Raw genomic sequence first — 12,575 nt, 5'->3', positions numbered from 1 at the left:
CCCCGGGACGTCCCCGGGGCGGCCTCCACGTCGTTCAGGGGTGTTCGCCTCCTAAGCGCTGAACGGTTCGGGACGCAGCGGGTCGTGGCCCACGCTCATCAGCGCGTGCCGCCACTCCTCGTCCCGTTCCGCGTTCGGCGGGCGGTTCTCCAGGCGGTCTTCGACGAAGGCGACGACCTCCTGCATGACCTCCGCGTCGTTCTCGGTGAGGTCGACCTTCCGCTTGCGCAGCACGTCGACCACGCGGGCGCCGAGTTCCGACACCCCCGGGCCCGCGCCGTCCGCCGGGAAGGCCTCCTCGCCGGAGGCGTCCGTGAGCAGCCACACGCGCAGCTCGTCGGACGTCATGTTGACGAGCCGGTGGAAGTCCTCCCAGGCCAGCTCCGCCTCGGCCGGTACTCGATCGTTCATCCCTCACTCCCTGTCGGCCGTTCACGCCCGCCCTACCCGATGGCCACGCGCCCATTCGCGTTACGGAGGCACCCCCACGACGCGGTGTTCCGGTCGGACGTCCTCGCGATCTCCGGCCTGGACGACCGCGAGTCGGGCAACGGGGTGCTCCAACGCGCCACAGGAGCTCATGGCGGACGCCGTCCACGCCGAGCGGACCTTCTTCTCCACCTGCGGCAGCTCCCTCTCGGTCAGGAGCGCGATGCTGTCGGTGGCGGGTCCCGGCGAGAAGCTGCTGGTCGGGCGGGACGTGCGCCGACCTCGCCGCGATCGCCGCCGCCTGCCACGAGCGCGGGAAGCCGCTGGACGCGGCGGACGCGTCGCTCGGCGGCGTCCGGGTGCACATCGAGGAGTGAGGTGCCGCCGCGGGCGGGCGGGACGCCCTGTGCGAAACTCCTGTCCGGCGGGAGTGCGAGATAGGGAGCCTCATGGAGCTGGTCCACTCGGGCAAGGTCAGGGACGTCTACGCGGACGGCGACGAGCTGGTCCTCGTCGCGTCCGACCGGGTGAGCGTCTACGACGTCGTGCTGCCGACACCGGTCCCCGACAAGGGCAAGATCCTCACGCAGCTGTCCCTCTGGTGGTTCGAGCGGCTCGCCGACATCGTCCCGAACCACATCGTGTCCGCGACCGACGTGCCGGACGAGTGGGCAGGGCGCGCCATCCGCTGCCGGCGGCTCGACATGCTCCCCGTGGAGTGGATCGCCCGCGGCTACCTCACCGGCCTGGGCCTCAAGGAGTACGGGAAGTCCGGCGCGGTCTCCGGCATCTCCCTGCCGGACGGCCTGGTCGAGGCGTCCCGGCTGCCCGAGCCGATCTTCACCCCGACCACCAAGGCCACCGAGGGCCACGACGAGTTCATCACCTACGACGACGTCGTCCGCGAGATCGGCGCCGGCACGGCCGCCCGGCTCAGGGACGTCACGCTGGAGATCTACCGGCGCGGCGCGGCCTTGGCCGCCGAGCGCGGCATCATCATCGCCGACACCAAGCTGGAATTCGGCCGCGCCCCGGACGGCGCCCTCGTCCTCGCCGACGAGGTGCTCACGCCCGACTCGTCCCGCTTCTGGCCGGCCGACCAGTGGCGTCCGGGCCGTCCGCAGCACTCGCTCGACAAGCAGTACGTCCGGGACTGGAGCAGCACCCTCGACTGGGACCGCACGCCGCCGGGCCCGGCCATCCCCGACGACGTCGTCGAGGCCACCCGGGCCCGCTACATCGAGGTCTACGAACGCCTCACCGGTCAGGCCTGGACGTCCTGACGGAGCGGGACCTCGGTCAGAAGCCGGAGCGGCCGTCCGACCGGACGACCTCGTGGCCGAGCGGGGTGAGCGAGATCGGGATCAGCTTGAAGTTGGCGATGCCGAACGGGATGCCGATGATCGAGATGCACAGCAGGACGCCCGTGACCAGGTGCCCGAGCGCGAGCCACCAGCCGGCGACGATGATCCAGATGATGTTCCCCAGCATCGAACCGAGGCCCGCGCTCCGTTTCGGGACGGCCGTCCTGCCGAACGGCCACAGCGTGAACGCCGCGATGCGGAACGCGGCGACGCCGAACGGGATCGTGACGATGAGAACGCAGCAGATGATCCCGGCCACCACGTAGCCCAGGGCCATCCAGAACCCCGCGAGCACCAGCCACACGACATTCAACAACGTTCGCACTAAACCCTCCAGATACCGGTCGTCACGTTCAGTCAATAGGACGACGGATCAGAGGATTGCGTTCCCTCGGCTCAGAAGTGGCCGTCCAGATCGGCGAGAAGGGCGCGCTTCGGCTTGGCGCCGACGATCTGCCGGACCACCTCGCCGTCGCGGAACAGGTTCATCGTGGGAAAGCCCATGACGCCGTACCGGGACACGATCTGCGGGTGATCGTCGCCGTTGAGCTTGGCGATCGTCAGGCGGTCGCCGTGCTCGGCCTCGATCTGCTCAAGGATCGGCGCGATCATTTTGCAGGGAGGGCACCAGTCCGCCCAGAATTCGACCAGTACCGGCTTGCCGGCGCGGAGCACCTGCTCGTCGAAGTTCTCGGCCGTCAGCGTGATCATTCGTCTCCTCCTCGGGAGTCAGCGCGCAGCCCGGGCAGGCCCGCTCGAGCTGGCCGGCCATGTCGGCGCGGCGGCGGATGAGGGTGCGGATCTCGGCATCGATCTCCGCGAGCTTGCGCTGGTAGACCGCGACCGATTCGGGGCAGGACGCGCCGTCGGCGTGCCCGGCGCGCAGGCAGTCCACGAACGGGCGGGTGTCGTCCAGCGAGAACCCGGACGCCAGCAGCCCGCGGATCTCCGCGACCAGCCGGACGTCGGACTCCTCGTACTCCCGGTAGCCGTTGGCCGCGCGCCGCGCCGGCAGCAGCCCCTGCTGCTCGTAGTAGCGCAGCGTGCGGGTGCTGACGCCCGCCCGCGCGGCCAGTTCCCCGATCAGCATCGGCCCTCCTCGCCTTCATGGCCGGTGACGACGGTAACCCCTGACACCGGCGTCAAGGTCAAGCCGCGGGGCGGGCCGGGCGCCCGCCCCGCGGCGCGCGATCAACGTCCCTGGAGACCTCGGACGTTGTCGCCGAACGTCCAGCCCCTCGACCCGTCCCAATTGATGGACCAGGTCATCAGGCCGTTCAGCTGCCCGTTGAAATGGTTCCAGGCCTGGCCCACGAGGCTCGGCGACATGTATCCGCCGCCGGCGCCCTGCTGTGCGGGAAGGCCCGGCACCTGCTTGTCGTAGGGCACCCGGATCGTGGTCCCCTGAATGGTCAGGCCGTTGTTCAGGCATTCGGTCTGCTTGACGAATCCCTCGACCGTTCCGGCGGAGTAGGAGTCGCCGGAGCAGCCGTACATGCTGCCGTTGTAGTACTGCATGTTGAGCCACCAGAGCCGGCCGTTGTCCGCGTATTTCTTGATGATCGGCAGGTAGGCGCCCCAGATGGAGCCGTAGGTGACGCTGCCGCCGGTCACGTACGCCGTCTCCGGAGCCATGGTGAGCCCGAAACCGGACGGCATTCGAGCGAGCACTCCGTCGATGATGCGGATCAGGTTGGCCTGCGACGCCGACAGCCGGCCGATGTTCCCGCTGCCCGTCAGGCCCGTCTCGATGTCGATGTCGATCCCGTCGAAGTTGTACCGCTTCAGGATCGGCACGACCGTCTCGACGAACCGGTCCGCGACGGCGCTGGAACCGAGGTCGATGCCCGCGGTCGCGCCGCCGATCGACATCAGGATGGTGGCCCCCGCCGCCTTCGCCGCGCACATCTCGGCGGGTGTCGCGACCTTGACCGTGGCGTCCATGCCGTCCTCCCACAGGACGGTGCCGTCCGACCGGATGACGGGGAACGCCGCGTTGATCACGTTGTAGCCGTGCTGCCTGATGGCGGGATCACCGATCGGCGTCCAGCCGAACGGCGGGTGGACGCCGTTGGACGCGCCGTCCCAGTTCTCCCAGTAGCCCTGCAGCACCTTCCCGGCGGGCTTCGGCTTCACGGCGCAGACCTCGTCCTCGGCCGGCGTCGTGGGCGGCGTCGTGGGCGGCGTCGTTCCGTCGCAGGCGCCCAGCCCGCGCCAGAGCGTCGGTGTGGACGCCGGATTCCAGCCGGCACCCGGGTGGGCGGTGTGCGCGACGATCGCCTCGTACCCGCGACCATCGTGGACGACCTTGTCGCCGACCTTGTACGAGGCCCCCTCCGCCCACGCGGGATACGTGCAGGCGATCAGGGGGACGGGCCGGGCGGACGACGGGACGGACAGCGCGACCAGCGACACGGCGGCCGCGACGAGGGCCGAGGCCAGCGCGGCGACCAGCGCGGGCCATCGCTTGCGGGGGGATTTCATGGGGACGACTCCTCAGCTGAGCGGGGGACACAGAGGAGCCGGTGCAAGAGCCGTACGGATCCCGCGGACGGGACCCTCCCAGGCGCAAGGCACGAACAACCGGCATGGACGCCACAAGCAGACTAACCGGACGGAACCGAACCGGGAAGCGCTCAGCCTCCGCCCAGGCGTGCAGCCAGCAGCCCGGCCCCGGGACCCGTCAGCCCCGCGAGCCCCGCCGGCCGGCCGGAGACCGCGAGCAGCAGGTCCTCGGCGTTCCCCCGCACCTGCGGCCCGAGGCCGGACCACCAGTCCGCGTCGGTCGCCACGAGCGTCAGGCCGGCCACCCGCCCGCTGCCGCCGTGGAACCGGCTGGCGGCGACGTAGGCCAGGGCCGGCACCGCGAGCGCGATCGGCACCGGATGGTGCCGCTCCAGCGGGCGGGCGATGTCCTGCCCGTGCACGAGCAGGTCCATCAGCGGGTCCATGGGGGAGCTGCCGGGCATCCGCCGGGACGACTCGGCGCTCTCGCGCAGCTGCCGCACCAGCTCGTCCGGCGTGTACCTCACCGCCCGGTCGTGGGCCATCATCGCGGCCATCCGGTCGAGGTCGCCGCGCGCCTTGATCGCGGGCAGGATCACCGATCCGAACGTGGCGCGCGTGCTGAGCGTCAGGTGGGCGACGACCTCCCGCACCGTCCAGGAGGCGCACAGCGACCGCACGCCCCACTCGGCCTCGTCGAGGTCTTCGAGAAAGTCGGAGAGCCGCCGCCGCTCAGCCTTCACCGCGTCCTCGATCTGGTCCTCGCCCAGCGCGACCATGTCCCGCTGGGGTGCTTGCTCTCTCCGCACTTCGGCGGCCATCCGGTTCACTCCCTCGCCGGTCCGACATCGAGATGGTGTCGGAGAACCGACTCCATGAACGACCAGAACTCATCGCCACCATCGCCTGTTCCCGCTGGTCACAAGATTGTTTTTGGTTCAAGGACCCCTGGCGTTCGCCGTTCAGCCGAGGGCGGCGAGCTTGCGGCGCAGGACCGTGCGCTCGCGGTCGTTGGTGCACAGGTCGATGGCGCGCCGCAGTTCGGTGCGCGCCTCGTCCGTGCGGCCGAGGCGGGTGAGGAGTTCGCCGCGGACGCCGGGCAGCAGGTGCGAGTTCGGCAGCGCCTCGGCGGTGACCAGGGCGTCCACGATGGGGAGGGCCGCGGCCGGTCCGTGGGCCATCGAGACCGCGACCGCCCGGTTCAGGTCGACCACGGGCGAGGGCGCCAGGCGGCCGAGCGCCCCGTAGATGAGGACGATCCGCTCCCAGTCCGTCGCGTCTTCTCCAGGCGGGCGTGCTCGAACGGCGCAGGCAGCCGGGCTGGCCGCCCCGGACCCGATACACGCTGACTCCGCGGGGCCGGCGTCTGGGCCCGGTGCTCCAAGCCCTCTGGGACTGGGGCGCCGAAGCGCAGGCCGGGTAGGGCGGTCATTCCAGGATGGTGCGGGCGAGGTCCCGGTGGGCGTCCTTCATGGGAAGGTCGCGCTCGACATGGACGCGGCGGCGGGTGGCGGTCACGTCCACGTTGCGGATCGGGTCGTGGCCCTTCTTCTCGTACGTCTCCCACCACAGCCCCACGCCGCGCCGCTGCCAGGCGGGGACCTCGTTGAAGTTGATGTCCCGCGCGAACAGCAGCTCGTTCTTGGCGGAGACCGACGTGCGGTCCAGCTCCCGGGTCGCCTGCCGCGGGGAGAGGCCCTCGTGGCGCAAGGTCCAGTAGCACCAGCCGTTGAGGGCGCAGCGGGCCGCGTCGTCCTGGCGCCAGGTGAGGTAGTCGACGACGTCGTCGAGGCCGGTGCCCATCCAGACGCGTCCGTCGAAGACGGCCGGTTCACCGGCGGCATGGGTGAAGGCGGCCGTCGCGATGCCCGCCGACAGCGAGACGAGCTTCTCCACCTCGCGGCCGAACAGGTCGAAGGCCGGGTCGAGGACGACGGAGATCTCGTCGCTCTCGGTGTAGGCGTAGCGCCCGCCCAGCTCGGTGAGGAGAGCCGTCGCGGTCTCCTCCATCAGCGCGGAGAAGCGCGGGTCGAAGGGCTTGTCGAAGCGGGCCTCGGTGAAGCGCGAGAAGGAGCGGCCGTCCACGCGAACGATCGCCCAGGTGCCGGGGAGCAGGGTCAGCGAGTGGAAGTACTCGCGGGCGCGCATCCGTTCCTCGAGCTCGTTCATCGGGGGTCTCCTCGTCGACGGCGGCGGAGGCGCTTGAGCGTGCCACACGGGCCACCGTCCGGCACGCGATTTTCCGCCGGCCGTCCCGGGGCGGTGGCGCCCGGCCTCCACATGATCGGCACGATGGTCCCCCGGGAACACCCGGCCCGCGCGGCGGGGTTCCATGGACGGACGAAAGGGGTCACCAGGATGCGGGTGCTGCTGCACTACGACATGGATCACGAGGAGCCCGGCCTCGACATCGTGTCCTGTTCGGAACAGGACGAGGAGCGCTTCGCGGAGCTGCTGCCGGACGCCGAGGTGATCTGGCACGTGCTGCGCCCGCTCGGGGCCGCCGACATGGACCGGGCGCCGAAGCTGAAGCTGATCCAGAAGCTCGGCACCGGCGTCAACACGATCGACCTCGACGCGGCGCGCGAGCGCGGGATCGCGGTCGCGAACATGCCCGGCCGGAACGCGCAGGCCGTGGCGGAGACGTCGCTGCTGCTGATGCTGGCGACGCTGCGGCGGGTCGTCGCGTTCGACGCGCGGACGCGGCGCGGTGAGGGCTGGCCCGCCGACCGGTCCCTGGTGGGCGGCGAGCTGGCCGGGCGGACGGTCGGCCTCCTCGGCGGCGGCGAGATCGCGACGCTGCTGCGCGGCATGCTGGAGGCCGTCGGGGCGAACGTCGTCTACACGTCGCGGACGCGGCGTCCGGGCGACCCGGCCTGGCGCGAGCTGGACGAGCTGCTGCGCGCCAGCGACATCGTGTCCGTGCACATCCCGCTCACGGACGAGACGCACCACCTCCTGAACGCCGGACGGCTCGCGCTGCTGCCGGAGGGCGCGATCGTGGTGAACACGGCGCGCGGCGCGGTGATCGACGAGCCGGCGCTGGTGGCGGCGCTGGAGTCGGGGCATCTCGGCGGCGCCGGGCTGGACGTCTTCGAGAAGGAGCCGGTCGACGCCGGGAACCCGCTGCTCGCCCTCGACAACGTCGTCGTCCTGCCGCACGTGGCGTGGCTGACCGGCGAGACGTGGGACCGGTACTTCACGGTCGCCGCGGAGAACTGCCGCCGCCTCGCGCGAGGCGACGACCTCCTCCACCGCGTGGTCTAGGGGATCAGTACGGGCTTGACGACCTTGCCGGACGTCGCGTCCGCCTCCGCCTGGTTGATCTGGTCGAGCGGGTAGGACGTGACGAGCCGGTCGAACGGGAACCGGTCCTGCCGCCACAGCTCGATCATCTTCGGGATGAAGGTGTGCGGGACGGCGTCGCCCTCGATGATGCCCTTGACCGTCCGGCCCATGAGCAGCAGGTTCGCGTCCAGCCGGTACTCGGCGGCGCCGACGCCGACGAGGCCGCAGACGCCGGAGGTGCGCAGCGACGCGACCGCCGCCGAGACGACCTCGGGCACGGCGGTGGTGTCGAAGGAGTACCGCACGCCCTCGCCGCCGGAGATCGCCCGGATCCGCCCGGCGATGTCGTCGTCGGCCCCGTTGAGGACGTGGGTGGCGCCCAGCTCGCGGGCCAGGTCGAGCCGTGACTCGTGCAAGTCGACCGCGATGATCGTGGTGGCGCCCGCGACGCGGGCGGCCATCACGGCGGCCAGCCCGACGGCGCCCGCGCCGAACACCGCGATGTCCTCGCCGGCGCGGACGCCGAGCGAGACCAGCACGGACGCGGCCCCGGTCTGGACGCCGCAGCCGAGCGGCCCGAGCACGTCCAGCGGCACGTCCCGGCGGACCGGCACGACGTTGCGGACGGTCCCGAGCGCGTGGCTCGCGAACGACGACTGCCCGAACCAGCGGGTGTGGACGGGCTCGCCGCCGGGCCCGGTGGCGCGGGGCGTCCCGTCCGGCGGCATCGCGAGCATGTTGAGCTCGGTCATCCGCGGGCAGGCGCCGGGGAGGGCGGCGCGGCAGCTCTCGCACGTCCCGCACGAGTCGAACGACATGACCACGTGGTCGCCCTCGGCGACCCCGGTGACGCCCGGCCCGACCGCCTCGACCGTGCCGGAGCCCTCGTGGCCGAGGACGACCGGCTTGGCGACCAGGTCCCCCGGGACGCGGCCGAGCAGGTCGGTGTGGCACATCCCGGCCCCCGCGATCTTCACGAGGATCTCGCCGGGGCCCGGGTCGGCCAGGTCGAGCGGCTCGATCGAGTAGGGGGCGTCCGCGGCGCGGAGCACCGCTGCGTCGACCTGCACCCGGGCTCCTTCAGGCGATGAAGTAGCGGACGGGAAGGCGCTTGAGGCCGCCGACGAACGTGGTGGCGATGCTCTCCGGCGTCCCGGCGAGCTCGATCGCGTCCAGCCGGGGCAGCAGCTCCTCGAAGAAGGCGCGGACCTCGATGCGGGCCAGCGCGGCGCCCAGGCAGTAGTGGACGCCGAACCCGAACGCCAGGTGCTTGTTCGGGTCGCGCCCGACGTCGAAGCGGAACGGGTCGTCGAAGACGTCCTCGTCCCGGTTCGCGGACGGGTAGGAGAGCAGCACCGCCTCGCCCTTGCGGATCGTGGTGCCGCGCAGCTCGTAGTCCTCGTTCGCCGTGCGCATGAACTCCTTGACCGGCGTGACCCAGCGGATCATCTCGTCCACGGCCAGCGGCATCAGCTCGGGCTTCTCGCGGAGCCGGTCGAGCTGGTCGGGGTGCTCGATCAGGGCGTGCAGGCCGCCGGCGATCGTCGCGCTGGTCGTGTCGTGCCCGGCCGTGGCGATGATGACGTAGTAGGACGCGGTGTCGAAGTCGTTCAGCGGCTCGCCGTCGACGCGGGCGTTGGCGATGGCGGAGGCGAGGTCGTCGGTCGGGTCCTTGCGGCGCGCCTCGGTCAGCCCTTGGAAGTAGGCGAAGAAGTCGAGCAGGACCTGCAGCTTCTCCTCGTTGGTCGTCCCGCGCTGGAACTCGTCGTCATCGCCGCCGAAGAGCTCCTGGGTCAGCTTCAACATGCGGTCGAAGTCGCTTTCGGGCAGGCCGAGCAGCGACAGGATCACGTACAGCGGGAAGTGGACGGCGACCTCCCGCGCGAAGTCGCACTCGCCGCCGAGGTCGACCATCCGGTCGACGTACCGCTTCGCCAGCTCGCGGACGCGCGGCTCCAGCGCCCGCATCGCGCGCGGCCGGAACCAGTCCGCGCCGATCGCGCGGATGACCCGGTGGTCGGGGTCGTCCATGTGGATGAGCGTGCGCAGCGCGATGCCCTGCTCGGCCCGCTCCCGGTTCAACGCGTCGAACTCGGCGGTGCCGAGAATCGGGCGGGGCTCGTTGAGGAAGACCTGGTGGTTGCGCTCGATCTCCAGGACGTCCGCGTGCCGGGTGATCGCCCAGAACGGGGTGTAGTCGGGCGCGTCGTCGACCCAGTGCACGGGAGCCTCGCGGCGGAGCAGCGCCAGCGCCTCGTGGAACCGCCGGTCGTCGGCGTAGGCCTTGGGGTCGGCGAGCGCCCGGCCCGCCTCGTCCACCGTCAGCGTCATCGCTCTCGCTCCCTCGGTCTCGGCGGTCGCCCATGGGAAACCTACGATTCCGATAGTTGCACGGTCAATGATCTGCGCGCATCAGATGTCGGCGAAATCGCCGTGCCGGCCGTGCCCGCCGGCGAACCGGGCGGCGCCGCGCAGGGCGTCCTCCAGCGACCCGGTCCCGTGCCGGTGCTCGACGGCGATCGCCTCGTCCTCTGGAAGGCCCTCGGCCTCCAGGACCGAGGCCCGGTCGTTGCGCAGGCACGCCTGCGGGAACCTCGCCAGCTCGGCCGCGAGGGCCTCGGCCGCCTCCCGCGCCTCCCCCGGCGGGACGAGCCGGTTCGCCAGGCCGATCTCGAACGCCTCCCGCGCCGGCACCGGGCGCCCGGTGAGGATCAGGTCCATCGCGCGGCTCGCGCCGATGAGGCGGGGCAGCCGGAACGTGCCGCCGTCCACGAGCGGGACGCCCCAGCGGCGGCAGTACACCCCGAAGGTCGCCGTCTCCTCCACGACGCGCAGATCACACCAGAGCGCCAGCTCCAGCCCGCCCGCGACCGCGTGGCCGGCGACCGCCGCGATGACCGGCTTCGACAGGCGCATCCGCGTGCAGCCGAGCGGGCCGTCCGCCGGGGGCGGGTCGACGCGCGGGCTGCGCTCGGTGCCGATGGACGTCAGGTCGGCGCCGGAGCAGAACGTCCCGCCCTCGCCCCACAGGACGGCGACGCTCGCGCCCTCGTCGGCGTCGAACGCGCGGAACGCGGCGGCGAGCTCGCGCGCCGCCGGCCCGTCCACGGCGTTCCGGGTCTCGGGACGGGACATGACCACCGTCGTGACCGGACCGTCCCGCTCGATCCGCACATGTTCGGATGGCACCGCCAACAGGGCCTCCTAGACGCCGATGAACGCGCCGTCCGCCAGGTCCTTGAAGCGGTCGAGGTCCTCCGCGGGGGCGTCGATCGCGCGCAGCGGGCCGGCGTCGGCGAGATGGGTCCGAGCGTAGAGGCGCGCGACCAGCGCCTTGCGGTCTTCCCCCGAATCGGCGCGTTCCCAGCCCGCCTGCTCGAGCAGCAGCGCCGCCGCGTACACGTCCGCCATGTACTGGGCGAGCGGGTAGAGCCGTGCCTCGGCGACGGTCCTGTCGAGCCCGCGCCACCTGTCTATGGCCTCCCTGAGATGCCCGATGCGCTCGCTGACCAACCCGGCCGTGGCATCGTCCCCGGCCGGTGCCTGCTGGACGGCGCTGGTCAGCCTTTCGAGGAACGGCTCGTGCGCGTCCTGCCGCTCGATGGCGCGGCGGACGTCCAGGCACAGGATGTTGTCGCCGCCCTCCCAGATCGGGTTGACCTGCGCGTCGCGCAGGATGCGCGCGACCGGCCACTGCTCGATGTAGCCGTTCCCGCCGTGGATCTCGATGGCGTCGCTGGCGGCCGTCACCCCCAGCCTGGCCGCCCTCAGCTTGATGAGCGCCGCCCCGATCCTGAGCCGCGGCCGCCCGAGGTATCCGTCGAAGACGAGGGCCTGAGCGGCCTCGGTCTCCACGATCAGCTCGGCGAGCTTCCTGCGCATGAGCGGCTGCTCGATGAGGGAGGTGCCGAACACCTCCCGTGCCCGCGCGTAGCAGAGCGACTCGACGAGGGCCCTGCGCGCGCAGCCGAGCCCCATCATCGAGATGCCGAGCCTGGCGCCGTTCGTCAGCTCCATCATGCGGGCGAGGCCCTTGCCGTCCCCGCCCTCGCCGGCGCTCGACCCCGGGGCCAGCAGGAACGCCTCCGCGTCCGTGAACTCGATCTCCGCCGACGCGACCGACCGCGTGCCCAGCTTGTCCTTGAGCCGCCGGATCCGGACGCCGTTGCGCGACCCGTCCCGCCGTTCCCTGAGCACGAGGAAGGGTGCGATGCCCCGCACGCCGTCCACGGCGCCTTCCGGCTTGGCCAGCACCACGAACGCCGAGCCGTTGGCGTTGGACGCGAACCACTTGAACCCGTTGAGGCGCCAGGCGTCCCCGTCCCGGGAGGCCGTCGACTCCAGGGCGCCGAGGTCCGAGCCGCCGGAGCGCTCGGTCAGCATCTGGGCGGCCTCTCCCGACATCTCCCCGGCCGCGAACAGCTCCCGCACCCGCGCCTTGACGTCCTCGGGCGCGAACAGCTCCGCCAGCCGCACGACCATGTCGCCGCCCGTGCCGAGCGCGCACGCCATGCCGATGTCGGCCTGGTCCAGCAGGTAGCTCCAGGCGACGCCCATCGGCGCGGGGTCGACCCCGGCGCGCTTCGCCTCCGCGACGAAGCCGGGCCGGGTGAACGACGTCGCCACGATCTCCCGCCGCGCCGCCTCGAACGACGGCGGCATGACGACCTCGCTGACGTCCCGCCCCCACCGGTCGTACTTCTCCAGGCGCGGCGGGTTCCGGTCGGTCTCCTCGGCCCACGCGGCGACCGGCCCGCCCATCAGCGCGCCCATCTCCCTGAGCCGCGGCTCCGCCCAGCCGAAGCCGTCCCCCAGATGGCGCCGCATGAGGAACCGCAGCGTGGGGTCGCAGTCGTACCAGTTGAGGCCCGCGGCGCCCTGGTAGCGCTCCGTCGCGTACCGGCGGGCCTTCTCCGCGCTCCCGAACGGCAGCCGGTCGAACGACTCGGTCAGGTAGGAGGTCATGCTCACGACATTACACTTCTCTAT

14 protein-coding genes and 1 pseudogene are annotated in these 12,575 nt (G+C 71.8%); 3 read left to right on the top strand and 12 right to left on the bottom strand.

What is annotated here, in order from left to right; all coding sequences use genetic code 11:
- Window positions 1-51 precede the first annotated feature (51 nt).
- On the bottom strand, window positions 52-411 hold the full coding sequence (locus tag ABGB11_RS05760) for a DUF3140 domain-containing protein (RefSeq protein WP_347629509.1): 360 nt from the start codon (window positions 409-411) through the stop codon (window positions 52-54).
- Window positions 412-878: 467 nt separating this feature from the next.
- Here ABGB11_RS05760 and ABGB11_RS05755 point away from each other — a divergent pair, with 467 nt between their 5' ends.
- Window positions 879-1,712 carry a phosphoribosylaminoimidazolesuccinocarboxamide synthase gene (locus ABGB11_RS05755; protein WP_347629507.1) on the top strand — a complete coding sequence of 278 codons (834 nt, stop codon included), beginning with the start codon at window positions 879-881 and terminating at the stop codon, window positions 1,710-1,712.
- A 16-nt stretch (window positions 1,713-1,728) separates the two neighbouring features.
- Here ABGB11_RS05755 and ABGB11_RS05750 read toward each other — a convergent pair whose 3' ends face one another.
- The 6 genes and pseudogenes from ABGB11_RS05750 to ABGB11_RS05725 form a co-directional block, all read right to left on the bottom strand.
- A complete protein-coding gene (locus ABGB11_RS05750; RefSeq protein ID WP_347629505.1) occupies window positions 1,729-2,118 on the bottom strand; it encodes a YccF domain-containing protein in 390 nt (129 codons plus the stop codon).
- A 71-nt stretch (window positions 2,119-2,189) separates the two neighbouring features.
- Entirely contained in the window at window positions 2,190-2,504 is a 315-nt protein-coding gene (trxA, locus tag ABGB11_RS05745) for a thioredoxin (RefSeq protein WP_347629503.1), read from the bottom strand.
- The gene (locus ABGB11_RS05740; protein WP_347629501.1) at window positions 2,386-2,883 is read right to left on the bottom strand and encodes a MerR family transcriptional regulator; all 498 of its coding nucleotides are present in this window, start codon (window positions 2,881-2,883) and stop codon (window positions 2,386-2,388) included. The genes trxA and ABGB11_RS05740 overlap by 119 nt, the downstream gene beginning before the upstream one ends.
- A 101-nt stretch (window positions 2,884-2,984) precedes the next feature.
- Complete coding sequence (locus tag ABGB11_RS05735) at window positions 2,985-4,277, bottom strand: glycosyl hydrolase family 18 protein (protein WP_347629499.1); 1,293 nt, start codon at window positions 4,275-4,277, stop codon at window positions 2,985-2,987.
- Between the two features lie 152 nt (window positions 4,278-4,429).
- Complete coding sequence (locus ABGB11_RS05730; RefSeq protein ID WP_347629497.1) at window positions 4,430-5,119, bottom strand: maleylpyruvate isomerase family mycothiol-dependent enzyme; 690 nt, start codon at window positions 5,117-5,119, stop codon at window positions 4,430-4,432.
- Between the two features lie 141 nt (window positions 5,120-5,260).
- A pseudogene (locus ABGB11_RS05725) lies at window positions 5,261-5,572 on the bottom strand (RNA polymerase subunit sigma-24); the annotation flags it as partial.
- Between the two features lie 20 nt (window positions 5,573-5,592).
- Between ABGB11_RS05725 and ABGB11_RS05720 the strand changes: the two are divergent.
- On the top strand, window positions 5,593-5,721 hold the full coding sequence (locus ABGB11_RS05720) for a winged helix-turn-helix transcriptional regulator (RefSeq protein ID WP_347629495.1): 129 nt from the start codon (window positions 5,593-5,595) through the stop codon (window positions 5,719-5,721).
- Between the two features lie 5 nt (window positions 5,722-5,726).
- On the opposite strand, the gene ABGB11_RS05715 is transcribed toward ABGB11_RS05720, so the two are convergent.
- Window positions 5,727-6,467, bottom strand: coding sequence for a tRNA(His) guanylyltransferase Thg1 family protein (locus tag ABGB11_RS05715; RefSeq protein WP_347629493.1), 741 nt, complete (start codon window positions 6,465-6,467; stop codon window positions 5,727-5,729).
- A gap of 189 nt (window positions 6,468-6,656) precedes the next feature.
- On the opposite strand from ABGB11_RS05715, the gene ABGB11_RS05710 reads away from it, so the two are divergent.
- Window positions 6,657-7,565 carry a 2-hydroxyacid dehydrogenase gene (locus tag ABGB11_RS05710; protein WP_347629491.1) on the top strand — a complete coding sequence of 303 codons (909 nt, stop codon included), beginning with the start codon at window positions 6,657-6,659 and terminating at the stop codon, window positions 7,563-7,565.
- Here ABGB11_RS05710 and ABGB11_RS05705 read toward each other — a convergent pair.
- The 4 genes from ABGB11_RS05705 to ABGB11_RS05690 all read right to left on the bottom strand — a co-directional run bounded on the left by ABGB11_RS05705 (window position 7,562) and on the right by ABGB11_RS05690 (window position 12,551).
- The gene (locus tag ABGB11_RS05705) at window positions 7,562-8,656 is read right to left on the bottom strand and encodes an NAD(P)-dependent alcohol dehydrogenase (protein ID WP_347629489.1); all 1,095 of its coding nucleotides are present in this window, start codon (window positions 8,654-8,656) and stop codon (window positions 7,562-7,564) included. The genes ABGB11_RS05710 and ABGB11_RS05705 overlap by 4 nt on opposite strands.
- A gap of 10 nt (window positions 8,657-8,666) precedes the next feature.
- Complete coding sequence (locus tag ABGB11_RS05700; RefSeq protein WP_347629487.1) at window positions 8,667-9,917, bottom strand: cytochrome P450; 1,251 nt, start codon at window positions 9,915-9,917, stop codon at window positions 8,667-8,669.
- Between the two features lie 81 nt (window positions 9,918-9,998).
- The gene (locus ABGB11_RS05695) at window positions 9,999-10,775 is read right to left on the bottom strand and encodes a crotonase/enoyl-CoA hydratase family protein (protein WP_347629661.1); all 777 of its coding nucleotides are present in this window, start codon (window positions 10,773-10,775) and stop codon (window positions 9,999-10,001) included.
- Window positions 10,776-10,790: 15 nt separating this feature from the next.
- Window positions 10,791-12,551 carry an acyl-CoA dehydrogenase family protein gene (locus tag ABGB11_RS05690; RefSeq protein ID WP_347629485.1) on the bottom strand — a complete coding sequence of 587 codons (1,761 nt, stop codon included), beginning with the start codon at window positions 12,549-12,551 and terminating at the stop codon, window positions 10,791-10,793.
- Window positions 12,552-12,575: the final 24 nt, after the last annotated feature.

It is taken from the genome of Actinomadura sp. B10D3 (assembly GCF_039871695.1).
Lineage (GTDB): Bacteria > Actinomycetota > Actinomycetes > Streptosporangiales > Streptosporangiaceae > Spirillospora > Spirillospora madurae.
This window is presented reverse-complemented; position numbering and strand designations above follow the sequence as displayed.

Coding starts and splice junctions, on each gene's coding strand:
- ABGB11_RS05760 (WP_347629509.1), bottom strand. CDS start 411: ATGAACGATCGAGTACCGGCCGAGGCGGAGCTGGCCTGGGAGGACTTC.
- ABGB11_RS05755 (WP_347629507.1), top strand. CDS start 879: ATGGAGCTGGTCCACTCGGGCAAGGTCAGGGACGTCTACGCGGACGGC.
- trxA (WP_347629503.1), bottom strand. CDS start 2,504: ATGATCACGCTGACGGCCGAGAACTTCGACGAGCAGGTGCTCCGCGCC.
- ABGB11_RS05740 (WP_347629501.1), bottom strand. CDS start 2,883: ATGCTGATCGGGGAACTGGCCGCGCGGGCGGGCGTCAGCACCCGCACG.
- ABGB11_RS05735 (WP_347629499.1), bottom strand. CDS start 4,277: ATGAAATCCCCCCGCAAGCGATGGCCCGCGCTGGTCGCCGCGCTGGCC.
- ABGB11_RS05730 (WP_347629497.1), bottom strand. CDS start 5,119: ATGGCCGCCGAAGTGCGGAGAGAGCAAGCACCCCAGCGGGACATGGTC.
- ABGB11_RS05715 (WP_347629493.1), bottom strand. CDS start 6,467: ATGAACGAGCTCGAGGAACGGATGCGCGCCCGCGAGTACTTCCACTCG.
- ABGB11_RS05710 (WP_347629491.1), top strand. CDS start 6,657: ATGCGGGTGCTGCTGCACTACGACATGGATCACGAGGAGCCCGGCCTC.
- ABGB11_RS05700 (WP_347629487.1), bottom strand. CDS start 9,917: ATGACGCTGACGGTGGACGAGGCGGGCCGGGCGCTCGCCGACCCCAAG.
- ABGB11_RS05690 (WP_347629485.1), bottom strand. CDS start 12,551: ATGACCTCCTACCTGACCGAGTCGTTCGACCGGCTGCCGTTCGGGAGC.